This window comes from Mannheimia sp. E30BD (genome assembly GCF_041807785.1).
Taxonomy (GTDB): Bacteria; Pseudomonadota; Gammaproteobacteria; order Enterobacterales; family Pasteurellaceae; genus Mannheimia.
In genome coordinates, this window is record NZ_JBGTYX010000003.1 from 185579 (window position 1) to 210830 (window position 25252).

Annotated in this window: 25 protein-coding genes and 1 pseudogene; 11 read left to right on the plus strand and 15 right to left on the minus strand. The window is 38.9% G+C overall.

Going from position 1 to position 25252, the window contains the following annotated elements; translation table 11 throughout:
- Positions 1–124 precede the first annotated feature (124 nt).
- From ACERCG_RS03480 to ACERCG_RS03495, 4 genes are all read left to right on the plus strand, one after another.
- Positions 125–763, plus strand: coding sequence for a nitroreductase family protein (locus ACERCG_RS03480; protein WP_373610689.1), 639 nt, complete (start codon positions 125–127; stop codon positions 761–763).
- A gap of 106 nt (positions 764–869) precedes the next feature.
- Positions 870–1394, plus strand: a complete 525-nt coding sequence (locus ACERCG_RS03485) for a TIGR00645 family protein (protein WP_373610690.1) — start codon at positions 870–872, stop codon at positions 1392–1394.
- Between the two features lie 83 nt (positions 1395–1477).
- The gene (gene gorA, locus ACERCG_RS03490; RefSeq protein WP_373610691.1) at positions 1478–2848 is read left to right on the plus strand and encodes a glutathione-disulfide reductase; all 1371 of its coding nucleotides are present in this window, start codon (positions 1478–1480) and stop codon (positions 2846–2848) included.
- A gap of 97 nt (positions 2849–2945) precedes the next feature.
- Positions 2946–3239, plus strand: coding sequence for a hypothetical protein (locus ACERCG_RS03495; RefSeq protein WP_373610692.1), 294 nt, complete (start codon positions 2946–2948; stop codon positions 3237–3239).
- Between the two features lie 32 nt (positions 3240–3271).
- On the opposite strand, the gene fdhE is transcribed toward ACERCG_RS03495, so the two are convergent.
- The 4 genes from fdhE to fdnG all read right to left on the minus strand — a co-directional run bounded on the left by fdhE (position 3272) and on the right by fdnG (position 8909).
- Positions 3272–4189: a formate dehydrogenase accessory protein FdhE gene (fdhE, locus tag ACERCG_RS03500; protein WP_373610693.1), complete on the minus strand. Its 918-nt coding sequence runs from the start codon at positions 4187–4189 to the stop codon at positions 3272–3274.
- Positions 4190–4253: 64 nt separating this feature from the next.
- Positions 4254–4934, minus strand: coding sequence for a formate dehydrogenase subunit gamma (locus ACERCG_RS03505; RefSeq protein ID WP_373610694.1), 681 nt, complete (start codon positions 4932–4934; stop codon positions 4254–4256).
- The gene (fdxH, locus tag ACERCG_RS03510) at positions 4927–5838 is read right to left on the minus strand and encodes a formate dehydrogenase subunit beta (RefSeq protein ID WP_373610695.1); all 912 of its coding nucleotides are present in this window, start codon (positions 5836–5838) and stop codon (positions 4927–4929) included. The genes ACERCG_RS03505 and fdxH overlap by 8 nt, the downstream gene beginning before the upstream one ends.
- A gap of 2 nt (positions 5839–5840) precedes the next feature.
- On the minus strand, positions 5841–8909 hold the full coding sequence (gene fdnG / locus ACERCG_RS03515; protein ID WP_373610696.1) for a formate dehydrogenase-N subunit alpha: 3069 nt from the start codon (positions 8907–8909) through the stop codon (positions 5841–5843).
- A 236-nt stretch (positions 8910–9145) separates the two neighbouring features.
- On the opposite strand from fdnG, the gene fdhD reads away from it, so the two are divergent.
- On the plus strand, positions 9146–9958 hold the full coding sequence (gene fdhD, locus ACERCG_RS03520) for a formate dehydrogenase accessory sulfurtransferase FdhD (protein ID WP_373610697.1): 813 nt from the start codon (positions 9146–9148) through the stop codon (positions 9956–9958).
- A gap of 2 nt (positions 9959–9960) precedes the next feature.
- Positions 9961–10889: pseudogene (locus tag ACERCG_RS03525) on the plus strand (AEC family transporter).
- 51 nt (positions 10890–10940) lie between these two features.
- On the opposite strand, the gene ACERCG_RS03530 reads toward ACERCG_RS03525, so the two are convergent.
- Positions 10941–11450, minus strand: coding sequence for a peptidylprolyl isomerase (locus ACERCG_RS03530; RefSeq protein ID WP_373610698.1), 510 nt, complete (start codon positions 11448–11450; stop codon positions 10941–10943).
- A 262-nt stretch (positions 11451–11712) separates the two neighbouring features.
- Between ACERCG_RS03530 and cysS the strand changes: the two genes are divergently transcribed.
- The 5 genes from cysS (at position 11713) to ACERCG_RS03555 (ending at position 16775) form a co-directional block, all read left to right on the plus strand.
- Positions 11713–13092, plus strand: coding sequence for a cysteine--tRNA ligase (cysS, locus tag ACERCG_RS03535; RefSeq protein WP_373610699.1), 1380 nt, complete (start codon positions 11713–11715; stop codon positions 13090–13092).
- Positions 13093–13326: 234 nt separating this feature from the next.
- Positions 13327–14361, plus strand: coding sequence for a methionine ABC transporter ATP-binding protein MetN (gene metN / locus ACERCG_RS03540; protein WP_373610700.1), 1035 nt, complete (start codon positions 13327–13329; stop codon positions 14359–14361).
- Complete coding sequence (locus ACERCG_RS03545; protein ID WP_373610701.1) at positions 14351–15028, plus strand: methionine ABC transporter permease; 678 nt, start codon at positions 14351–14353, stop codon at positions 15026–15028. The genes metN and ACERCG_RS03545 overlap by 11 nt, the downstream gene beginning before the upstream one ends.
- 23 nt (positions 15029–15051) lie before the next feature.
- Positions 15052–15876, plus strand: coding sequence for a MetQ/NlpA family lipoprotein (locus tag ACERCG_RS03550; RefSeq protein WP_373610702.1), 825 nt, complete (start codon positions 15052–15054; stop codon positions 15874–15876).
- Positions 15877–15947: 71 nt separating this feature from the next.
- Complete coding sequence (locus tag ACERCG_RS03555) at positions 15948–16775, plus strand: MetQ/NlpA family lipoprotein (protein ID WP_373610703.1); 828 nt, start codon at positions 15948–15950, stop codon at positions 16773–16775.
- Positions 16776–16830: 55 nt separating this feature from the next.
- On the opposite strand, the gene ACERCG_RS03560 is transcribed toward ACERCG_RS03555, so the two are convergent.
- From ACERCG_RS03560 to ACERCG_RS03605, 10 genes are all read right to left on the minus strand, one after another.
- Complete coding sequence (locus tag ACERCG_RS03560) at positions 16831–17469, minus strand: lipoprotein Hlp (protein ID WP_373610704.1); 639 nt, start codon at positions 17467–17469, stop codon at positions 16831–16833.
- A 62-nt stretch (positions 17470–17531) separates the two neighbouring features.
- Positions 17532–18089 carry a lipoprotein HlpB gene (locus tag ACERCG_RS03565; RefSeq protein WP_373610705.1) on the minus strand — a complete coding sequence of 186 codons (558 nt, stop codon included), beginning with the start codon at positions 18087–18089 and terminating at the stop codon, positions 17532–17534.
- A 132-nt stretch (positions 18090–18221) separates the two neighbouring features.
- Entirely contained in the window at positions 18222–19406 is a 1185-nt protein-coding gene (locus ACERCG_RS03570) for an FAD-dependent monooxygenase (protein WP_373610706.1), read from the minus strand.
- 80 nt (positions 19407–19486) lie between these two features.
- Positions 19487–20353: an RNase adapter RapZ gene (gene rapZ / locus ACERCG_RS03575; RefSeq protein WP_373610707.1), complete on the minus strand. Its 867-nt coding sequence runs from the start codon at positions 20351–20353 to the stop codon at positions 19487–19489.
- 12 nt (positions 20354–20365) lie between these two features.
- Positions 20366–20890 carry a PTS sugar transporter subunit IIA gene (locus tag ACERCG_RS03580; protein ID WP_373610708.1) on the minus strand — a complete coding sequence of 175 codons (525 nt, stop codon included), beginning with the start codon at positions 20888–20890 and terminating at the stop codon, positions 20366–20368.
- A gap of 43 nt (positions 20891–20933) precedes the next feature.
- Entirely contained in the window at positions 20934–21659 is a 726-nt protein-coding gene (lptB, locus tag ACERCG_RS03585; RefSeq protein ID WP_373610709.1) for an LPS export ABC transporter ATP-binding protein, read from the minus strand.
- 9 nt (positions 21660–21668) lie between these two features.
- Complete coding sequence (gene lptA, locus ACERCG_RS03590) at positions 21669–22175, minus strand: lipopolysaccharide transport periplasmic protein LptA (protein ID WP_373610710.1); 507 nt, start codon at positions 22173–22175, stop codon at positions 21669–21671.
- Positions 22176–22199: 24 nt separating this feature from the next.
- Positions 22200–22784 carry an LPS export ABC transporter periplasmic protein LptC gene (gene lptC / locus ACERCG_RS03595; protein WP_373610711.1) on the minus strand — a complete coding sequence of 195 codons (585 nt, stop codon included), beginning with the start codon at positions 22782–22784 and terminating at the stop codon, positions 22200–22202.
- A 151-nt stretch (positions 22785–22935) separates the two neighbouring features.
- On the minus strand, positions 22936–23739 hold the full coding sequence (gene xthA, locus ACERCG_RS03600) for an exodeoxyribonuclease III (RefSeq protein WP_373610712.1): 804 nt from the start codon (positions 23737–23739) through the stop codon (positions 22936–22938).
- 95 nt (positions 23740–23834) lie between these two features.
- The gene (locus tag ACERCG_RS03605) at positions 23835–25211 is read right to left on the minus strand and encodes a Na+/H+ antiporter family protein (RefSeq protein WP_373610713.1); all 1377 of its coding nucleotides are present in this window, start codon (positions 25209–25211) and stop codon (positions 23835–23837) included.
- Between the last annotated feature and the right edge of the window lie 41 nt (positions 25212–25252).

Here is a 25252-nt window from a genome sequence, read left to right on the forward strand (position 1 = left end):
TGACCGCTTGTTTATGTGATAATTTTTGACTTATCTCAATAAATTGGCGGAATACCTATTTTCAATTATTACATTGAGCGTTTCGACGTTATAGACTAAAAAGTGTTTGTAGAGGAGAAATAAGATGGAATTAAAAACAGTTATTGAGCAACGCAAAACTATTAAAGCCTTTAATCCTACCGTGAAAATCAACCGTGAAGAGCTGCAAGAGATGCTAACCTTAGCACAATTTGCCCCTTCAAAAGCGAATTTGCAGCCTTGGCGATTTGTGGTGGTTGATGATGAGGCAGTCAAAAAAGAGCTGTCGGGCAATGTTGCTTTTAATGGACCACCTTGTGAAACAGCCTCTGCTGTGGTTGTGGTGCTTGCCGATTTGCAATATGACAAATTATTAGGTGATATTGTTGATCAATCGGTTGAAACAGGTTGTTTGCACCAAGAGTTTCGTGATCGTAAATTTGATTTTCTACTCGGTCTCCATCAGCAATTAACAGATGCGGATATTCGTGATCAGGTGCTAATCGATAGCAGTTTAACTGCTATGCAGCTGATGCTGATTGCTAAAGACAGAGGCTACGATACCCACGCAATTGGTGTATTTAACCGTAGTGCTGTAATGGATTTACTGGAAATTGATAGCTCTCGTTATCTGCCGGTAATGTTATTAGCCATTGGTCGAGCGGCAAATCCGGCATTACCAAGTTGCCGTTTAGGCTTAGAATACACGGTGTCTTGGAATAACGGCAAAGGATTTAAAAAATAGTCAATAATCTTCACAACAAGCGGTCGAATCTCTTAATTTTTTTGCAAAAAATTGCTAGAATTCGACCGCTTTTATTATTGTGTTTTTATAATTATGTGGGATTGATATGAATACAGGATTAGATCCAAAATCGAACTTTTTCGGCAAAATGATTTTTGCCAGCCGCTGGCTACAGTTGCCTATTTATCTAGGTTTAATTGTGGTGCAGGGGATTTATGCGTACAAGTTTATGAAGTCGCTATATCATTTGGTGGTTGATCTCAACCAAATGGATTCAAATATGGTAATGCTTGCTGTATTGAATTTGATTGATGTGGTGATGATTGCTAATCTTTTAGTGATGGTGATTGTAGGTGGCTATGAAACCTTTGTGTCTAGATTGCGAGTTGATGGACACCCAGATCAGCCTGAATGGCTTGATCACGTTAATGCGACGGTACTGAAAGTCAAACTGTCGATGGCAATTATCAGTATTTCATCTATTCACTTGTTGCAAACTTTCATTAATGCCTCCAACCTTGATGAGAAGCAAATGATGTGGCAGGTAATTATTCATCTTACTTTTGTGGTTTCTGCTTTAGTGTTGGCATATATTGATAAAATTTTGAATGCTCAACACATTAAAAATTAATCTTAGGTACATACATTTTGACTAAAAGCGATTATAATAAAATCGCTTTTATTATTATTTAGACGAATTGATAGGACGAAATTATGGCAAAACATTATGATTATATTGCAATTGGTGGTGGTAGTGGTGGTATTGCTTCTATCAATCGAGCGGCAAGCTATGGGCAAAAATGTGCGATTATTGAAGCAAAACATCTAGGTGGTACTTGTGTTAATGTAGGTTGCGTGCCGAAAAAAGTAATGTTTTATGGTGCTCAAATTGCAGAAGCAATTCACCGTTATGCCTCTGATTATGGCTTTGATGTCTCTGTTGAACATTTTGATTATGCAAAATTGGTGGAAAGTCGACAAGCCTATATTGAGCGTATTCACACTTCATACAATAACGTACTGAGTAAAAATAATGTTGATGTGTTAAATGGTTTTGCTCGCTTTAAAGATACAAAAACTATTGAAGTGAGTTATGAAGATGGATTGAAAGAAGATATAACGGCTGATCATATTTTAATTGCAACAGGTGGTCGCCCAACTATTCCTAATTTAGAAGGGGCAGAATATGGCATTACGTCAGATGGTGTATTTGCATTAAATGAATTACCAAAATCAGTGGCAATTATAGGGGCTGGCTATATTGCTGTTGAATTAGCAGGTGTATTTAATAGTTTAGGCGTAAAAACGCATTTGTTTGTGCGTCAGCACGCACCTTTACGCCAGCAGGATCCACTTATTGTCGAAACATTGTTAGAGGTGTTAGAGCAAGATGGCATTGAGTTGCACACTCAAGCAATTCCGCAAAAAGTAACGAAAAACCAAGATGGAACACTTACTTTAGCTTTAGAAGATGGGCGTGAAACCACTATTGAAACCTTAGTTTGGGCAATTGGACGTGAACCTGCAACCGATGTGATTAACTTAGAGGTAACAGGTGTTAAAACAAACGAACGCGGTTTTATCAAGGTAGATAAATTCCAAAATACCAATGTGCCAAATATTTACGCAGTAGGCGATATTATTGAAGGTGGTATTGAATTAACGCCCGTAGCGGTGGCAGCAGGTCGCCGATTATCAGAACGTTTATTCAACAATAAACCAAACGAACATCTAGACTATAATTTAGTGCCAACGGTAGTATTTAGTCACCCTCCAATTGGAGCTATTGGCTTAACTGAGCCACAAGCTATTGAGCAATATGGAAAAGAGAATGTAAAAGTCTATAAATCTTCTTTTACCGCAATGTACACAGCGGTAACTCAACATCGCCAACCTTGTCGAATGAAGTTGGTGTGTGTAGGCAAAGAAGAAAAAATTGTCGGGTTACACGGCATTGGCTTTGGCGTTGATGAGATGATTCAAGGATTTGCAGTTGCAATCAAAATGGGAGCAACAAAGGCGGATTTCGACAATACAGTCGCAATTCACCCAACAGGTTCAGAAGAATTTGTCACAATGCGATAAATATAATAGAATATGGCGATGGATAGAGAATATTATTCTAATAATTTTTAGGAAAAATATGAGGACATCTCTTATCTTAGTGACCTTATGTTCGTTTATGATTGGGAATGTTTATGCACAGCCTAATAGTAAAACTAATATAAGTGACTTGGAAGAGCAGGAAAATAATAAACCGACATTTAAGATTTCAGAACGTAGAATACTAAAAAAGCCGGTAGAGGACAATTCGGAAAGTAGTTTTTCTATGGAGGAATTGCGTGTCGGTGCTCAACGGATTCCAGATGCTGCTGAAATTCAATATTATAAATCTCAATGCCGCTATGCTTTTATGTCAGAGAGAGATGTTATTGAAAATAGGTGTGAGACTAAAAAAGTTTCGAGACCTAGATAACAAAACGGAGCTTATGCTCCGTTTTATTTTAGCTATTCGCCTTGAAATAAGAATGGATTTACCCCGCTTCTCGATAAGCCTTTTTGCTCCATTTCAGAATCTAAAAACAGGCTGGCTAAATCGTCTGCTACAGGCTCAACGTTAAAATCTTTATCTTGATAAAGCACTTTTAAGTAAGAGTGGCAATCTCCACAGCTTTCTGCTTTCACTGCTGCTTCAACAGAATCTAAGCTCCAGTAATCTAGCTTACCTGTTTCATCACAGTTAGTACATTTTGCCCGTACAACGTGCCACTCGCTTTCGCATAAAGAACAGTGTAGGTAGCGTAAACCTTGTGCTTCACCAAAATGAATGACACTGGTAACAGGTGCGGAATTACACACAGGACAAAAATGTTTATGTCCAACTTCAGCACGGGTATTACGAGGTAACTGCTGAGCTAGTTGCACCCAGTAGAGTGAAAGAGCTGCCCAAATAAATACGGCCTTATCGGCTGCTACAAGTTCATAATGCTCATTTAAAAGATTATCCGCTAGCGTTTCTAATTCAGAAGCAGAGGCTTTTTCTAACCATTCTAGTGTTGGAAGAATAGGATCATTTGCATAAGGCTTGAATTTCTCAATAATAGCGAATAATAGCTCTCGCCATTCATCACTACGTTGGAAACTTTTACTGTTTAATGGTTTATCTCCTTGTGTTAATTCTACACAAGCGGTTATTTTTTCCGAATAATTTGCAATTGGTCTGCTGGTTAATAATTCAAGCTGAATATCCACTAAATTAGCGGAGAATTCCATATAATCGCCAAACGGATTTTCTTTAGCTAATTCGCGTAAACGTTTTGCACGGCGAGAGTAGAGGTTTTTAGGGTTAGCAAAAAGTAACTCAGGTTGTTGAAATGAACTTGCAACTTGTTGAATTTCATCTTGCGGTAAAATTTTGATACTCATAACTTTCCTAAGTTATATAACATAGTTATAAAATAAAAGTGCGGAATTCTCCGCACTTTGGTGATTATTGAATAGTGTTATCTTTCTTAACGTGTTTTTCGATTTCAGGTAAGATTTCTTCACGATACCATTTTGGGTGGTGTTTTTTCGCCCAGCGAACTGTTACCCAGCCTTCAACCATACCTCTAATTGAGCCTTTTACCCAGAATGCCATATAGATATGTACTAGAATTCCAGTAAATAACATAAATGCACTAAATGAGTGAAGTAAAATCGCAATTCTTAATACCGGAATTGAGAAATAGTGAGAGAAAAATTGCCTCCACATAATAATCCCTGTAATTAAGAGGGTAAACATCGCAAGAATCAATGTCCAGAATAGTAATTTCTGACCTAGATTGTATTTGCCGTTATCGGCAACCGCGTGTTCATTACCTTTTAACACCTCAACAATGCCTTTTGCCCAGCGAATATCGTTTTTCTCCGGAATATTATGATGCCAATAAACTAGCACCATAATAATAAATGCAATAAACATAATAATCCCAGTGAAAGGGTGTATTGCACGAGCAATTTGTGGTGTACCTAAGATCTCAGTGAGCCACGCAAAATCAGGGAAGAAGAATGCCACACCAGTAAACATCGTCATAAAGAATGAAATAACGAGGAACCAGTGACTAACACGAGGTAACGGCTTATGACGAATAATTTTAGTATCATTCGTAACGATAAATGGCTTACTCATGTCTATCTCCTTCTCTAATATTGTGGTGATGATCTTCAACATCCTCTTCAACGTTTGGACCAACGGTTACATAGTGTGCAACTTCTGCTAATGCTAAGCCACCTAATGCAACGGCTGCAACCGGTTTTAAGACGTCTTTCCATAGTGTAACTGTGGTGTCAATCTTCGGATCTTTCGGTAAGCCTGAATAAAGTTCTGGTTTATCTGCGTGATGTAATACATACATAACGTGTGTACCACCCACACCTTCAGGATCGTAAAGACCTGCATTTTCATAACCACGAGCTTTAAGGTCTGCAATACGTTGTTCTGCGTAGAACTTCATTTGCTCTTTACTACCGAAGCGAATTGCACCTGTTGGGCAAGTTTTCACACAAGCCGGCTCTTGACCTACCGCTACACGATCCACACATAATGTGCATTTATAAACACGGTTATCTTCTGGGTTCATACGTGGAATGTTGAACGGACAACCTGCGATACAGTAACCACAACCGATACATTTATCAGATTGAAAATCGACAATACCGTTAGCATATTGAATAATTGCACCCGGAGCAGGGCAGGCTTTCAAGCAGCCCGGCTCCATACAGTGCATACAACCATCTTTACGAATTAACCACTCTAAACGGTCATTTTCCTCAACTTCGTTGAATTTCATTACCGTCCACGCTTTTGCATTCAGATCGGCAGGATTATCGTAAACACCAACACAAGCAGCGTCGATATCAGAGCGGATATCATTCCACTCTGAACAACCTACCTGACAAGCCTTACAGCCAATACAGGTCGTTACATCAATTAATTTTGCCACTTCCACTTGGTGAGAACGAGCCTGTGGTGCAGGTGTTAAACCAGAGGTAGCGGAGATCTTAATAATGTTTTGAGATTGAACTGCTCCCATTTTTAGCCTCCAATTTTCTCAATGTTTAACAACATACACTTCGATTCTGGCGTATTAGAACTAGGATCGCCCGAGCGTACTGTTAGGTTATTAGCAAAATAACCTTTTTTCGCTCCAGTAGTTGCTGCAAATCCCCAGTGAATCGGAATACCGATAGTATGGATTGGCTTACCATCAGACACTAATGAACGAATACGTTTTGTTACTACTGCAACGGCTTTAATTTCACCACGTTTAGACCAAACACGTACTTTATCTCCGTTTTTAATGCCTTTTTCTTCAGCCAATTTATCTCCAATTTCAACAAATTGCTCTGGCTGAGCGATTACATTGAGAAGCACGTTTTTTGTCCAATAGTGGAAATGTTCTGTTAAGCGGTAAGTTGTACCTACATAAGGAAACTCATCACTTGTACCTAAATCTGCTTTATCCGTTGGTAAAATACGAGCTACAGGACTGTAAATTACATTAGGGTGTAATGGGTTGGTGCCGATTGGTGTTTCTAATGGCTCATAATGTTCTGGGAATGGGCCATCAATCATACGCTCACGCACGAATAAACCAGATACTCCCTCTGGTTGCATAGTAAATGGCATTGTTGGAGAGTTTGGAGGTGCAGTACCGAAGTCAGCAACATCAATGTAGTTCCAGTTCTTTCCATTCCATTTTACTAATTGGCGTTTTGGGTTCCACGGTTTACCACTTAAATCCGCTGATGCACGGTTATAAAGAATACGACGGTTTGCTGGCCACGCAAATGCCCAACCTAAGGTGTTACCCAAGCCCGATGGGTCTGAGTTATCACGGTTAGCCATTTGGTTACCTTTTTGTGTCCACTGACCTGTATAAATCCAGCACGCACCAGAGGTTGTACCATCATCACGCATTTGACCGAAGCTTGATAATAATTCGCCTTGTTTCACAAGGATATTACCATCAGCATCTTTCACATCAGCTAAAGCATAACCATTATTTTCTTTCGCAATTTCTTCTGCCTTTGGTTCTAGCGGATTTGCATAATTCCAAGTCATTGCTTCTATTGGCTCAACTGGTGCTTTACCGCCTTCTTTATGGTAAAGGTGGATTAATTCGGCACGAATTTCAGATAAGATATCAATATCTGGTTTTGCTTCGTGTGGAGCATCTGCCGCTTTCCAATGCCATTGTAACCAACGACCAGAGTTTGCAATAGAACCATCTTCTTCTGCGAAGCAAGTTGTTGGTAAACGGAATACTTCAGTTTGGATTTCTGCAGAATTTACATTATTGAACTCGCCGTGATTTTTCCAGAATTCAGACGTATCGGTAATAAGCGGGTCAAAAATGACTAAATATTTCAAATTACTTAACGCTTTGATAATTTTCTGTGAGTTCGGGTAAGAGGCAACAGGGTTCATACCTTGACAGAAGTAACCATTGATTTTGCCTTCATACATTTGCTCAATGAAACGGAAGTGGTCGATGCCCCCTTTTTGTAACTTCGGCAGATAGTGGAAACCAAACTCGTTTTCAGCGGTTGCATTATCGCCATAAAATGATTTCATCATACTGATGAAGAATTTCGGTGCATTTACCCAATAGTTGACCTGACCTGCGCCCATTGTTTTTGGTGTAATACGTGTTAAGAATGCTTCTAATGAAACATCGGTTTCGCTAGGCAGTGGTAAGTAAGCGGGAAGCCGTGCTGGGAATAAACCTAAATCAGTAATACCTTGCACGTTTGAGTGGCCACGTAATGCGTTTACGCCACCACCCGACACACCGATGTTACCACACAGTAGTTGGATCATCGCCATAGAACGGATATTCTGCGAACCAACGGTATGTTGTGTCCAACCTAACGCATAAAGGAACGTTGCGGCTTTATCTGGAGCAGAGGTTTTCGCAATTTCTTCACAGAAAATCAAGAAATCTTTTTGTGGTGTGCCTGTAATACGCTCAACCATTTCCGGCGTATAGCGAGAAACGTGTTCACGCAACATATTCAGTACGCAACGAGGATCTTGAAGGCTCATATCTCTTAACGGATTGCCTTCTTCATCCATTTGGTAAGTCCAAGTAGATCTATCTTTATAGGTACGCGTAGCTTTATCGTATCCGGTAAATAAACCGTCTTCGAATTTAAAGCCTTCGTGTACTAAGAAAGTCGCATTGGTATAATGTTTAACATATTCGTGCTGAATTTTATCATTTTTCAACAAATAGTTTACTGCACCTAATAAGAATGCAATATCCGTACCTGGTCGTAACGGCATATAAATATCAGCAACTGCAGCACTACGGTTAAAGCGTGGGTCTACCACCATTAACTTAGCACCGTTTTGTTTTTTCGCTTCAACCGCCCAGCGGAAGCCGACAGGATGAGCTTCAGCGGCATTACCGCCCATTACGATAACGAGATCAGAGTTCTTAATATCAACCCAGTGGTTAGTCATCGCACCGCGACCAAATGATGGAGCAAGACTTGCTACCGTTGGTCCGTGTCAGATACTCGCTTGGTTGTCGGTAAATACCATACCGAGAGAGCGAACCCATTTTTGGGTTAATAAACCAGTTTCGTTACTACAGGCAGAACCAGCTAAGAAGCCAGCGGTTAACCAGTGATTAACTGGTGTACCTTCTATATTTTTTTCAATAAAGTTAGCATCACGGTCGTCTTTAATGTGGCGAGAAATACGTTCAATAGCCTCATGCCAAGAAATTCGTTTCCATTCGCTTGAGCCAGGCTCTCGCACCTCAGGATAATGTACACGGCGATCACTATTTACATAGTCTAACGCGCCTGCTCCTTTAGGACATAATGCACCACGGCTAACAGGATGGTCAGGATCCCCTTCAATGTGGAAAAGTTTTCCTTTGCTATTCATTGCTTCGCCGCCTAAGCTGTACATCATCATTCCACAGCCTACAGCACAGTAAGTACAGGTTTGGCGAGTTTCTTTCGCTCTTAAGAGCTTATACTCGCGAGGAGCTGCTAATGCTGCTGTTGGAGCAAAGCCCAACATTGCCGCAGAAGTTCCCGCCATACCACCTGCACAGACCTTAAAGAACTTACGTCTTGAGATCTGCATAATCACTCCAAACACATAATGTGGTAAATAAAAGTAAAATGATCAAAAAATTAAGTTAATAAATTGATCGAAGAGGTGTATCATTTTCCTCCTAATAAAAGAAAATGGATATACTCTTTTTTTGGTAAAAAGGTTAAATCTCAAAAAAGTTTGATTTAAACCAAATTTTTTCGAGCATAATGATACAACTTTTTAACAAAATAAACTACTTTTTAAGCATAGAAGAGATGAAAATTGTGAATAAGATCACAAAAATAGATGCCAAAAAATTATTATTCTCAACAATTGAGCTAAAACAGCAAAATTGTGAAGATAATTTGATTTCAGAAGTGCCTGTTGCACTGGTTTATAATGGTATTTCTCATACGGTGATGATGACAACACCTTCAGATTTAGAGGATTTTGCATTAGGTTTTTCCTTAGCGGAAGGGATTTTGAACTCTCCGCAAGAGTTATACGGATTGGATATTTTTGAACAAGAAAATGGCGTAGAAATTCAGCTTGAGATTTCTACCCGACAATTTGTGCAGCTAAAAGATAAACGTCGTTCAATGGCAGGCAGAACAGGGTGCGGAATTTGTGGCGTAGAGCAGTTGGAACAAGTCAATCAAAGTTGCAAAATTGTTAAGAAAAATAACCGCTTGCAAGATGTGAATCCGCTTATTTTAGAACGTTGTTTAGAGCAGTTAGAAAACGCACAAACATTATCGAAAGAAACAGGTGCAAGCCACGCTGCTGCTTTTTTTAGCTTTGAAGGCGAGTTATTAGCCATTCGAGAAGATGTAGGGCGGCACGTTGCATTAGATAAACTGATTGGCTGGTATGCGAAAGCAGGCTTTCCAAACGGTTTTGTATTTGTCACCAGTCGAGCCAGTTTTGAAATGGTACAAAAATGTTTAGCAGTTGGAATTGAAATGCTCTGTGCGATTTCTGCGACAACTGAAATGGCAGCCAAAATGGCTCGTGATAATCAATTCACATTATTGGCGTTTGTCCGCAAAGGAAAAGCTACCATTTATTCGGGAGAGGAGCGATTAGCTCTTAAATAGTAATGGAAATCGCACTTTTATTAGCAGATAAAATTTTACAGCTTACCTTAATGGTTTTACTAGGTTATGCTATTGTCAAAACCAAACTTTTAACATCAGAGCAAAGTTATCCCATTTCGATTATCGGGCTTTATATTATTAGTCCTACAATGCTGATTACTGCCTTTCAAGTCGATTACACTACCGAAACGCTGAACGGTTTATATCTTGCTTTTATTATCTCAATTATCTTCAGTGCGTTACTAATTCTATTGGGTTGGATATTCAAAAAAACGCGAAATTAAACAATATTGAGCAAGCCACAACCACTTATTCCAATTCAGGAAATTTAATTATTCCAATTGTAGCCTCTCTTTTGGGGGCTGAATGGGTTATTTATTCCACCGCATTTATTGTGGTACAAAGTGTTCTGTTTTGGTCGCATTTAAGAGCGTTAATCTGTGGCAAGGGCAGCGTACCATTTAGAAAAATTCTCTTTAATATCAATATCATCGCTATTATTGTGGGTATGGCGTTATTCCTGTTACATATCAAATTACCCACAACCATTGCCAGCACCTTATCCAGTTTAGGCAATATGATAGGTCCTTTATCGATGTTAGTTGCAGGTATGCTTATTGCCGAAATCCCATTTAAAGAAATTATTACCGATAAACGGATTTATCTGGTTACATTCCTGCGCTTAATCTTTATTCCGTTGATTTTATTAGCGGTGATTAAATTATGCGGTTTTGAACGCTGGGTTATTAATGGCGAAACCATTGTGATGATTACCTTTCTTGCCACAATCAGCCCTTCTGCGGCAACTATCACACAGATGGCAGTGGCTTATGGGCAAGATGCTAAAAAGGCGAGTGCGATTTATGGTGTAACCACGCTATTGTGTGTGTTTACGATGCCGTTTATTATTTGGCTTTACCAAGTAATATAAAAAACAATCGGTCAAATTTTACTAAAATTCGACCGATTGTTTGTGTTTAAACTAAGCCACAGTTACAGACTTAATCACTACATCTTCAACAGGAACGTCTTGGTGGAAGCCTTTATTCCCTGTTTTCACGCCTTTGATTTTATCTACAACGTCCATACCTTCAACCACTTCGCCAAATACCGCATATCCCCAATCTTGAACAACGGTTTTGCCAAACATCTCTTTTGAACGGTAATCTAAGAACGTATTATCTACCACATTGATGAAAAATTGTGATGAAGCAGAGTGCGGATCAGAAGTACGAGCCATTGCTAAAGTACCGCGTTTATTGCTTAAACCGTTGCTTGCTTCGTTTTGAATTGGGGCTTTAGTTGGTTTTTCTGTCATTCCAACTGTCATACCGCCGCCTTGAATCATAAATCCATCAATCACACGGTGGAAAATTGTGCCGTTGTAAAAGCCTTCTTTGCAATAATCTTCAAAGTTTTTTGCAGTAACAGGGGCTTTGTCAAAGTTTAATTCGATTTTGATGTCGCCAAAATTGGTGTGTAGTGTAATCATTTTTTCCTCTTAATATAAAGATTTAGTAGGGACAGGTCCTGTGCCTGTCCGTCTATTACAGTTTATTTTTGGACGGGCACAGGATCCGTCCCTACGAGTTTGTTAATATTATTAAAAAGTTTAGCGGAAATTGCAAAAAAATCTCAAAATCAGACCGCTTATTCGCTATACTTAGACGTATTTCTTGATTATTTCGTAAAATTGATGGTACAAGCGTTCACGCTTGTACCTCATATTCTATATTTAGCTAACAGAGGACACTATGCTCAAAATTTACAACACCCTAAAACGTGAAAAAGAAGAATTTAAACCGATTAACCCAAACCAAGTAGGAATGTATGTGTGTGGCGTAACGGTTTACGATCTTTGTCATTTTGGGCACGGTCGAACCTTTGTTTCTTTTGATGTGATTGCACGCTATTTGCGTTATGCAGGCTACAATTTACGCTATGTACGTAACATTACCGATGTGGACGATAAAATCATTAAACGTGCATTAGAAAATAACGAAACTTGCGATCAATTAGTGGAAAGAATGATTGCCGAAATGCACAAAGATTTTGATGCGTTAAACATTCTTCGCCCTGATGTTGAGCCACGAGCAACACAGCATATTCCAGAAATCATCGCAATGGTTGAAAAACTGATTCAGAACAAACACGCCTATGTGGCGGCTGATGGCGATGTGATGTTTGATGTTGAATCATTTAACAAATACGGGGCATTGTCTCGCCAAAACTTAGAACAGTTGCAAGCAGGTGCAAGAGTTGAGATTAAATCGGTGAAGAAAAACCCAATGGACTTTGTGCTTTGGAAAATGTCAAAAGAAGGCGAGCCAAGCTGGGAAAGTCCTTGGGGCAATGGTCGCCCAGGCTGGCATATTGAATGTTCGGCAATGAATAGCAAAGAATTAGGCGAACATTTTGATATTCACGGCGGTGGTTCGGATTTAATGTTCCCGCACCACGAAAACGAAATCGCTCAATCTTGCTGTGCTCACGGGGGCGATTATGTAAACTATTGGCTACATACGGGAATGCTCACGATTGATAAAGAGAAAATGTCGAAATCACTTGGCAACTTCTTCAGCATTCGCCATATGCTAGGCTTATATGATGCAGAATCACTACGCTATTTCTTCCTTACCGCACATTATCGCTCATTGCTTGATTACAGCATAGATAACTTAGATCTTGCTCGTTCCGCACTTGAGCGTTTATACACCGCACTGCGTGGCTGTGATGTATCAGGCGAAGCCATTGGTGGAGAGCAATATGTGGAAGCCTTTAAAACCGCAATGGACGATGACTTTAACACGCCAGGTGCATTAGCGGTATTATTTGAAATCGCTCGTGAACTAAATAAACTCAAAACCGAAGATATGGCAAAAGCTAATGGTTTAGCGGTTCGCTTAAAAGAGTTAGCTGGCGTGTTAGGCTTATTAGAACAAGATCCAGACACATTCTTAAAAGGCGATGCCAATGATGATGAGGCAGCAGAAATTGAAGCTTTAATCAAACAACGTAATGAAGCCAAAGCAGCTAAAAACTGGGCGGTTGCGGACGAAGTGCGTGATAAACTCAAAGCGATGAACATCGTATTAGAAGATATGCCGAATGGCACAACGTGGCGTAAAGCTTAATTCTTAATTTTGACAAGCGGTTGAAATTTGCAAAAAATTTGCAAAATTTGACCGCTTGTTGTTTTTATGATGAAAACCAATCATACAAAACCGTAATTTATTTCAAGTGCAATCTATTATTTTATGCGTTATGCTTATTTGGAATAAAAAAATTAGGCTAGTTAATTGACATAGCATTCTAGACGTCTAAAATAATGCAGAATAGAACGATTAATCAAAATTGGATAGTAGAAAATGATTCAGCTGAAAAATATCAGCAAACAATTTGAGGTAAAGGGTAAAAAAATTACCGCTCTTGATAATGTAAACCTTGAAGTTCCAAGAGGCACTATTTATGGTGTCATTGGGGCATCGGGTGCGGGGAAGAGTACCTTAATTCGTTGCGTAAATTTATTAGAACGCCCGACAATGGGGCAAGTGATTGTGGATGGGCAAGATTTAACCGCAATGTCGGACAAAGAGCTGATTAAAGCTCGTCGTAATATTGCGATGATTTTCCAACATTTTAATCTGCTCTCATCACAAACCGTGTTTGAAAATGTGGCGTTATCGTTGCGTTTAAGCAATACACCAAAGGAGCAAGTTGAGAAGAAAGTTAATGAACTATTGGATTTAGTTGGCTTAACGGATCGTAAAGATGTTTATCCGGCAAATCTTTCCGGTGGGCAAAAGCAGCGTGTTGCCATTGCTCGTGCATTGGCAAGTGATCCGCACGTTCTATTGTGTGATGAAGCCACCAGTGCGCTAGACCCTGCAACCACGCAATCAATTTTGCAGTTATTAAAAGATATTAATAAACGTTTAGGTTTAACCATTTTGTTAATCACGCACGAAATGGAAGTGGTGAAACGTATTTGTGATCGTGTGGCGGTAATTGATAGAGGTCAGTTGATTGAATCCGGTTCGGTAAGTGAAATTTTCTCAAACCCGAAAACAGAACTGGCTCAAAAATTTATTCAATCAACATTCCATTTTGATTTGCCGCAGGAGTATAGAGAGCAACTTTTAAACTCACCAACGGAAAATAGCAAACCAATTATCAAATTTGAGTTTACCGGGCGTTCGGTTGATGCTCCGCTGCTCTCAACAGCATCAAAAAAATTCGGTATTGATTTTAGTATTTTGATGTCGCAAATTGACTATGCAGGTGGAGTGAAATTTGGGTTTGTGATTGCAGAAGTTAGTGGTAATCCGGATTCTATTGCAGAAGCAAAATTTTATTTAATGGATAATAATGTAAAAGTAGAGGTGTTAGGCTATGTGGGCTGATTTTTTAAGAGAGATGACGCCACAAATGTGGGGCTTAGTATGGGAATCTACTTTTGAGACTATCTATATGGGCTTTGTGGCGACAGCATTGGCGGTCATTATTGGTTTGCCGATTGGTTTTTTAGCTTTTTTAACAGGTAAAGGTGAAATTTTAGAAAATCAAAGATTGCATCAAATTTTAGATGTGGTTATTAATATCGGGCGTTCAATTCCGTTTATTATCTTGTTGATTATTTTATTGCCTTTTACTCGCTTAATTGTTGGCACAACACTTGGCACAACGGCGGCGATTGTTCCTTTAAGCGTGTCTGCCATTCCTTTTTTTGCACGTTTAACTTCAAATGCGTTGCTTGAAATTCCGTCCGGATTAACAGAAGCGGCAAAATCAATGGGGGCAACGAATTCGCAAGTCGTTACAAAATTCTACCTGCCGGAATCTTTGCCGATTTTGATCAACGGTATTACTTTAACCCTAGTTGCGTTAATCGGCTATTCTGCAATGGCAGGAGCTGTGGGTGGCGGCGGTTTAGGTAATTTAGCCATTAGTTACGGTGAACACCGTAATATGGTCTATGTAAAGTGGATTGCAACTATCATTATTGTAGCGATTGTAATGGTAAGCCAAAAATTAGGCGATACCTTAGCAAAACGTTATGATCATCGTTAATTTTTTATAAGTAGAGGTTTTTTATGAGTTTCAAGAAGATTTTAGGTGTAGCATTGGTTTCTGCATTAGCATTAACCGCGTGTAAAGATGAGAAGAAAGCAGAGCCTGCAGCAGCTCCGGCTTCTGCAAAAATCAAAGTAGGGGTAATGTCTGGTCCTGAGCATACTGTTGCAGAACGTGCAGCACAAATTGCAAAAGAGAAATATGGTTTGGAAGTTGAGTTCGTATTATTCAACGATTACGCATTACCAAATACCGCAGTAAGCAAGGGCGATTTAGATGCAAATGCCTTCCAACACAAACCTTATTTAGATAAAGACAGCCAATCAAAAGGGTTAAATAACTTAGTGATTGTAGGTAATACCTTTGTTTATCCATTAGCAGGTTACTCTAAAAAAGTAAAAAGTGCTGCTGAGTTAGCAGAAGGAGCGGTAATTGCAGTGCCAAATGACCCTTCAAACTTAGCCCGTGCCTTAATTTTATTAGAGAAACAAGGCTTAATTAGGTTAAAAGATAACACTAACTTATTCTCAACTTCGTTAGATATTATCGAAAATCCGAAAAACTTAAAAATTAAAGAAGTGGATACTTCAGTTGCAGCGAAAGCATTGGACGATGTTGATTTAGCGGTAGTAAACAATACTTACGCAGGGCAAGTAGGTTTAAATACCCAAGATCACGGTGTATTTGTAGAAGATAAAGAATCGCCATATGTGAATATTATTGTTGCCCGCCAAGACAATAAAGAGGCAGCAAATGTACAAAACTTTATTAAATCTTACCAAACTGAAGAAGTTTACCAGGAAGCACAAAAACACTTTAAAGACGGTGTGGTAAAAGGTTGGTAATCCAATTTAACGGCGGTTAAACGCTTGTTTAATCGCCTTTTTTATACTCAAAACGTTGCATAGGAGCAAATATGAACTTTAAAAAATTATTAGGCGTGGCGTTAGTGTCTGCACTAACTCTGACTGCTTGTAAAGATGACAAAGCACAAACCGCAGCAACAGCTAAAGCGGAAAAACAAGCCCCGTTAAAAGTTGGGGTTATGACTGGGCCTGAAGCCCAAATGACTGAAGTTGCAGTGAAAATTGCCAAAGAGAAATATGGCTTAGAAGTAGAATTAGTGCAATTCACTGAATACACTCAACCAAATGCTGCATTACACGCAAAAGATTTAGATGCGAACGCTTTCCAAACTGTGCCATATATGGAACAAGAAATGAAAGATCGTGGCTATAAATTAGCTATTATCGGCAATACGTTAGTATGGCCAATTGCAGCATACTCTAAAAAAATTAAAAATATCTCTGAATTACAAGATGGTGCACAAGTTGCTATTCCAAACAATGCAAGTAACACCGCTCGTGCGTTGCTATTACTTCAGGCTCACGGATTGTTAAAGTTAAAAGATCCTAACAACGTATTCGCAACAGAAAACGATATTATTGAAAATCCGAAAAATATCAAAATTGTTCAAGCTGATACCGCATTGTTAACCCGTATGCTAGATGATGTTGAATTAGCAATTATCAACAATACCTACGCAGGTCAAGCAGGTTTAAGCCCGGATAAAGATGGTATCATCGTAGAATATAAAGATTCTCCGTATGTGAATTTAGTAGTTAGCCGTGAAGACAACAAAGATGACCCACGTTTACAAACTTTCGTGAAATCATTCCAAACTGAAGAAGTGTTCCAAGAAGCGTTAAAATTATTTAACGGTGGTGTGGTAAAAGGTTGGTAATATAGAGATTACCTAGATAGAAGTAAGGCATAGCGATAAAACTATGCCTTATTTTTTATTGTGTAGTTGCTTCTGTTGGAGTAGTTTCAGTCGGAGCTGCTTCTTGAGGTTTTGCTTCTGCTGGTGCTACTTCAGGTTGAGGAACCGGGGCATATTTTGCTCTTAATGCATTCTCCAGTGTTTGTCCTTCTTCCGCTAACTGATTAAGTTTAGTTTGTAGTTTGCCGAAGGTTTTATGGGCTTCAGGGGTTGGATTTTTCTCCATACTAGCCCCTTCAATAATCATTTGAGTACCTAAAGTAAGCACTTCCAATATTTTGTCTTTAAGTGCTTTTACTTCACTATTTTGAATATTTAGGGCTTCAGCACTTGCCTTAATGCTATCAAGCTGGGCTAGTAATGTTTTATTAACCGTTTCTTGCATAACTGTAGGATCAGCTTTTTGTTTTTCTGTAAGACCATCTGTTGCTGTTTGAATAGCGTCATTTAATGCTTTTTCTTGAGTATCTTGCCAATCACGGAAGATTTGATAATCTGCTGCACCGGTATTTGCCGACTTAACTTCTTCTTTTTTTACCTCAGAGGCTTGTGCTTGCTCCGGTTTTTGTTTGCTTGGTTCAGTAGTCGGTTTTTCACAAGCGGTCAAAAAAACTGCAAATAATGCAGATAAACTAATTTTAGAAAGTGTGTTCATAATCGTCCTTAAGTCCGTAAAAAAAGCTAGAGCAAAATCTCTAGCTTTCGATATTATACTAATTATTTAGCTGAAAATCTTTTTTCTACTTCAGCACTAATTCTTTGTAACTCAGTATTTACTTCAATTAATGCTTCAGCTTTTTTCTGTGCTGATTGTCTTAGTGCTTCATCAGTTGGGTTTGCTAACACTTTTACTTGCTCGTTAAGCACTTCGCTTGAAAGTGTTAGAGCTGATTTACTTTTCTCTTTTAATTCTTTCAGTTGAGCATCAGATACATCAACAGCGTCTAAACTTTTTACAGTTGCTTCTACTTTTTGATTGAATGCCGCTAAGCCTTCTTGCATTTGTTTAGGATCTTGCGTTGCTAATTTTTGTTGTAATTCAGCTTGTGCTGCTTGCATTGATTTCTCTTGTTCTGCGTTCCAAGTTGCTAATTTCTGGTAATCAGCTTTTGCTGCCCCACTTGGTGTTGCAATTTGAGTTGTTTCTGCTGATTTGGTGGTTTCTATAGTTGTTTGTACTGGTGCAGTTTCTTCTACTTTTTGTGCCGGCTTTTCACAAGCTGCTAAAAATAAAGCCACTAAAGCGGTTGCACTAATTTTAGTAAATTTGTTCATTAAAATAATTCCTCAAAGAATATAAAAATAAAACCCAAAAGGGGCGGTTATTGTACCAACTAATAGACAAATAGTCTTAAAATTAGTTCATAAAAGATGAAATCTTTACGCTATTTCAATCTAATTTACATTTTATAGATAAATGGCTTGTTGAATTAATAGCTTTTTGGCAAAAGGGAGTTGATTGGTCATACTTAATCCAACGCCTCTTACTAATTTTTTCAATGGGTGGTTGTCATTGAAAAGCTGTTTTAGTCCTTCCATTGCGGTTAATAATTTGACTGCTTCTGCTTTGCGAATGCGTTCAAATTGACGTAAATGGCGATATTCGCTAAGATCGTTACCGTTGCTAATATGCTTTTGGATTTCATCTGCCAGTGTTTTAGCATCGGCAAAGCCTAAATTTACTCCAAGTCCTGCTAATGGGTGGATAGTGTGGGCTGCATCGCCAATTAATGCAATGCGAGATTGCGCAAAATCACGGGCAAAGCGTGCGGTAAGCGGATAAATTTCACGCAAACTTTGCAATTTGCATAAACCAAGTTTATTGTCAAATGCGATAGTTAATGCCTTATTAAACTCCTCTTCGCTTGCATTTTTTAATTCATTCGCTTTATTCGGTGGAAGTGACCAAACAATAGAGCAGAGATTTTCATCAGCCATCGGCAGGAAGGCTAAAATGCTATCTTCAGCAAAAATCTGACGAGCTGTTTTCCCGTGTGCTTCCGTTGTTTTTACATTGCATACTAAAGCGGTGTGTTGATAATCTTTGCTGGTTAAAGGGATTTTAGTTTGATTACGCACCCAAGAATTTGCTCCATCAGCACCTACCACTAATTTAGCTGAAATCATCTCGCCGTTATCGAGTGTTAAAAATGCCCCATTTTCGCTTACACCTAATGTTTTCGGGGTTGCGATAATATATTCCACATTGGATTGCTTAGAAATCTGCTGCCAAAGAGCGTGTTGGATAACCGCATTTTCAATAATAAAGCCAAGTTGCGATAAGCCTAACTGCTTAATTTCAGCATCGTTATTATCAAAATGAATGTTGGCAAAGCTATCTTTTTCCCATACAAACATTTCGGTATAAGGAGAAAGACGATGTTCAGGAATTTGCTGGAATGCGCCAATTTGCTCCAACATTTTTTGGCTTGAGGCATTGATAGCACTAACTCGATGGTAAGTTTTGCTATCATCAAATTGAGGTGTGTTTTTTTCAATAATTGTGATTTGGCAGTCGGTCTCTTTTAATAGCCCTGCAAGAGCAAGCCCAACCATTCCGCCGCCAATAATAACGATATCTGCAGATTTCATAATGATTTGTAGGGGCGGTGCCCTGTGCCCGCCCTAAAAATGATTGAAAATGAGGGAGGGCACAGGACCTCCCCTATGGGTTAATTTGTTGATTTCTTATGATGTTTTTCCAAACTTTTATGGCGAATTTGCACATTCTTACCTTTCGCTTGGAAATATTTTGCTAATTGCTCGGCAATAAATACAGAGCGATGTTTGCCGCCAGTACAACCAATGGCAATAGTCAGGTAACTACGGTTATTTTGCTCTAACATTGGTAGCCACATTTCTAAATAATTGCGTGTTTGGTAGATGAAATTATGTACATCGGTTTGGCGTTCTAAAAAATCAATTACAGGCTGTTCTAAGCCTGTCATTGGCTGAAGCTCAGGATTCCAATGTGGATTTGGTAAAAAGCGAACATCAAACACATAATCGGCATCGGCAGGTAAGCCATATTTAAAACCGAAAGATTGGAAAATAATTTTTAGCTCTTTATCACTCGAACCTTGTAATAAATGGCGTAGATTTTCTGCCAATTCGTGTGAAGAGAGGTTACTGGTATCAATAATATAGTTCGCATTTTGCACTAACGGTTCGAGTAATTTCCGTTCGAGATCAATAGCCCCTTCTAACGAAAGATCATCTTGTGTAGAAAGTGGGTGAATGCGGCGAGAGTCGCTATAACGGCGAATGAGCGTATTACGATCGCAATCTAAGAAGATAAATTTAGCATTCAAGGGCTCAAGCTGAGTGAGTAATTCTTCAATCGCATTCGGTGTATTCGGCAAATTGCGAATATCTAAGCTGATGACTACGGAACGATTTTCTTGGGCAAGGTAGTAAGTTAAGGTTGGAATTAACGCCAAAGGAATATTGTCCACGCAGTAATAGCCTGTGTCTTCTAATGCTCTTAATGCAACTGACTTACCCGAGCCAGAATGCCCGCTGATAATGATTAATTCCATATTGCCTCACTATTATTCTTGATCTTTGGGGTGATTATCAGCATACACTAAAATCTGCCAAATATCTTCTGCTGACTCTGCTGCTCGGAGCTGTTTTAATAAGGATTTATCTGATAATTGTTTAGCAATTTGTGGTAAGCAACCTTTATATTGTTCGCAGCTATTTTCCGGGAACATAATAGCATAGATTAAATCAACGTCTTTATGGTCTTGTGCTTCGTAATCAATCGCTTCTTCTAATTGCAAGAATATGGCGATGGGCTTTTCAAGTATTACGGATTCACAAGCGGGTAATTTGGCGTGAGGAAGAGCAATCCCTTGATTTAACCCGGTTGTGCCGAGCTTTTCCCGTTTAAAGAGGTTACTAAAGCATTCAATAGGGCAGAGTATTTCACTCTCTTCGTGCGAATGTTGTTTAGCGTGATTAATAGATTCCGCAACCACTTTTCCAACTAACTCTAATGCCCGTTTTTTACTTGAAACTAATACACCCTGACGAATATTCTCAGGGCTTAAAAATTCCGTTAATTTTGTCATAATTTTTCATCTAAAGATGAAATCCCCTAAAAAGGGGATTTAGTTAAAGTTTGAATTGATCGCCTAAATAAACACGTTTTACATCAGGGTTTTCAAGCACTTGTTGTGGCGTACCGCTGGCAATCATCTCGCCGCTCCCTACAATATAAGCACGCTCGCACACGTCTAAGGTTTCACGCACGTTATGGTCAGTAATTAATACACCTAAACCACGTTCTTTTAAATTCACGATAATTTTTTTTATGTCGATTACCGAGATGGGATCAACCCCTGCAAAAGGCTCATCTAACAGGATAAATTTAGGATTTGCCGCCAATGCACGGGCAATTTCCACACGGCGGCGTTCACCACCAGAAAGCGATTGTCCTAAGCTATTGCGGATATGTTCAATGTGGAACTCGGCGATCAGCTCTTCTGCACGGGCTTTTCGCTGTTCGTTATTAATATCTTTACGCACTTGCAGTACAGACATTAAATTATCATACACGCTTAAACGGCGGAAAATCGAAGCCTCTTGTGGAAGATAGCCAATACCTTGTTTTGCACGGTCGTGCATTGGTAATGTGCTGATATCTTCATCATCAATACGGATTGTGCCGTGGTCGTGTCGAACTAAGCCCACAACCATATAGAAAGTGGTTGTTTTACCCGCACCGTTTGGACCAAGTAAGCCAACAATCTCACCTGATTTCACATTCAGGCTGACATCTTTTACCACTTGGCGTTGTTTATAACTTTTCGCTAAATGTTCTGCATAAAGTACAGACATAGACTAACCCTATTTTTTCTTGTTATTTTGAAGTTCGTTTGGAATTAACACCGTTTTTACACGTGATTTTCCACCGCTTGTTGCTTTAAGCTGCTGTTTTTTTACATCATAGGTAATTTTATTTGCTCGGATAAAGCTGCCTTGCTGTTTTAATTCAGCATTGCCGATGAGTGTTAAAAATTCCGAATTTAAGTCGTAATGAACGCTACTTCCTTTACCGTTTACCGGCTTGCCATTATCCAATGTTTGTTGGAAAGTAACGGGAGAGCCTGTTGCCTCAATAGTCTCTTTTTTACCTTCTTGGCGGATAATTTTTACATTTGCAGCGGTTACTTTAATTGAGCCTTGCGTAATTACGACATTATCGCTAAAGGTAACGATGTTGTTCGTCATATCTAAAGATTGGCTGCCTGAATCAATATTGATAGGCTGATCAGTATCGCCTTTTAACGCATAAGCTGAAAAACTGCTACCTAGTAACATTGTTACTAAAATAGATTTAAACATTAATTTCATTGTTATCCCTTATTCAAAAGCACATTATTCTTTTGTTTCTTTAATAATGGTTGGTTCAATATAAGATTTTACATCTTTTTTCAAGGTTGCAACTTGCTGTTTTAAGTTACCTGTTAAACCAACGCCTGTTGTGGTAAAGCCAGAACCTATTGATTTGACTTCACTTTCGGTAAAAATATCCTGTGTATTTAAATCAACGGTTAAAGTATCAGTTGTGATTTGTTGTAAACGTGAAGTAGGATCTAACGCATCAAGTTTGATATTACCCTTTAAATTTAACATTTTTTCTTTGGTAATTTCAGCGTAATCAGCACTCACTTTCCACTGTTTTTGTGTTGAATCTTTTGCAAAAAGCTCAATAAAGGGTTTAAAAAATTCTGTTCGCTCGGTAGATTCATAACGTTTAATTTCTGAAGCCTGAGCGAAATATTGTGGATTGCCTTTCAAATCATAAACGGTGGTGGACATTTTATTCCCCACATATTCAGGCTGTCCTTCCTTTTTAATAAGCTGATCAAGCCCCATATTCTCTTTTTCTTGTAAGCTGTAATACCAGCCGCCAAGTATGGCAACAATAATCAGTAAAATAAAGGTTAAACGTGTATTCATAATCTAAACATAATCCAAAAATAGTGTTTGATTGTAGCACAAATTTGAAAACGGATATAGTATGGCGTGAAAATGCAAAAAAGTAAGAAAAAACAACCGCTTGTAAGTTTGAAAGCCTACAAGCGGTTACAAAAACTGAAATTTTCTACAATTATTTAAAGGTTGCCCAAACAGGGGAATGGTCTGATGGTTTTTCCATTGCACGAATTTCTAAATCAATCCCTGTTTCCACACAACGTTCAGCAAGTGATTTTGAGGCGAGAATTAAATCAATACGCAAGCCACGATTATCGTCAAAACCTTTAGAGCGATAGTCAAACCACGAGAATTTATCGTTTACTTCTGGGTTAGCAACACGGAAGGTATCAACCAAACCGTAACTGTATAAGCGATCTAACCATTCACGCTCTTCAGGTAAGAACGAGCATTTACCATCACGCAACCAGCGTTTACGGTTTGGCTCGCCAATACCGATGTCTAAATCTGTTGGGCTGATATTCATATCGCCCATAATGATGATGGGATTTTCTGGCTTTAATTCAGTTTCCAAGTAGTGTTGCAAATCAGCATAGAATTTCTGTTTTGCAGGAAATTTGATTTCGTGGCTGCGGTTTTCCCCTTGTGGGAAATAGCCGTTTAACACGGTTAAAACGCCAAAATCGGTTTCTATATCTGCCATAATCATTCGTTTTTGGGCATCTAACACATCAGTTGGGAAACCTTTACGCACAGCAAGCGGCTCTTTTTTCGTCAATAAGGCGACACCATAATGTCCTTTTTGCCCGTGATGGAAAACGTGATAGCCTAAATGATTGACTAAATCATAAGGAAAATCTTCATCAGCAACCTTGATTTCTTGCAGCCCTAATACATCGGGTTGGTGTTTTTCAATAATGGCTTCAAGTTGATGAGGTCTAGCACGCAAGCCATTGATATTAAAAGAGATAAATTTCATTCTATATAACCTGAGTTTGTAAAAAATAAATGAAAATAGACCGCTTGTCATCTCTACAAGCGGTCTTTTTCTCGCAAAATTTTGCTTATTATAACTTAAAGTGTCATTGCTGCAATCCAACCGAACACTAATAGTGGAATATTAAAGTGGATAAAGGTTGGTACAACAGAATCCCAAATGTGGTCGTGCTTGCCGTCAGCATTTAAGCCTGATGTTGGGCCAAGTGTAGAGTCTGATGCTGGAGAACCTGCATCACCTAATGCGGCTGCAACGCCCACAATCGCCATTGTAGCAAGCGGCGAGAAACCAAAAGAGACACAAAGTGGTACATAGATTGAGGTAATGATTGGTACAGTTGAGAATGACGAACCAATACCCATTGTAATGAATAAACCAACCACAAGCATTAATAATGCTGCCATCTCTTTTGATGAGATAACATCACGCAGGCTTTCAACTAATGCCAGCACGCCACCTGTTGAGTTTACTACGCCAGCAAAGCCTGAAGCGGCAATCATCACAAAGCCGATCATCGCCATTAAACGTAAACCGGCTGAAAATACATCATTACTTTCTTTCAGTTTGAATACGCCACCTAAAGCAAAAATGACTAAGCCGATTAAGCCACCAATAATAGTTGAATTTGTTGCTAATTGTACCGAACAGGTGGCAATAATTGCTAAAATACTAATACCAATATGGAAAGGTTTAACGTTAGCTACTCGAGTTTCAATATCATCAATAGCTGGCTCAGGTGTGTTTTCTATATACACTCGAGGTTTGCGGTATGACACAAAGAATGCAAAAAGTAATCCAATAATCATACCAGATACAGGAATAAACATCGCTTTTGTCATTTCAGCGGTTGTTGTTACCAATTGGAATGGCTCACCTGCTTGGTTAATGTTTTTTACTAAAATACTCTCAATAAAGATTTGCCCGAAACCCGCCGGAATTAACATATAAGTAGCGGTTAAGCCAAATGTTAAAGCACAAGCAACGGCACGGCGGTCAATCTTTAATTTATTCATCACACTTAATAGTGGTGGAATTAAGATTGGAATAAAGGCAATGTGAATTGGAATTAAATTTTGTGAAGACATTGAGAATGCTACTAACACAAATAACACAATATATTTAAACCAGGTTACAGAACGATCTGATGGACTATGTCCAAATGATTTAATCACTTTATAAGCCAATAAATCCGTTACACCTGATTTTGAAAGTGCTACTGCAAAAGCCCCGAGAACTGCGTAATTCATTGCGGTTTCTGCTCCGCCGCCTAAGCCACCGGTGAAACTTTTGATAGTTTTTTCTAATGCCTCGGCAAAACCAGCACCTTCAACCCCTAAATTACCGATTAAACCGCAGGTTAATGCTGAAATAATTAATGCGATAACTACATTAATTCTGAGTAAGCTGAGCACTAACAATACGATAATCGAAATAAAAACTTCGTTTGATAGCATTGTATTTTCCTTAAGTAATAAAAATAGCATTTAATTTACTC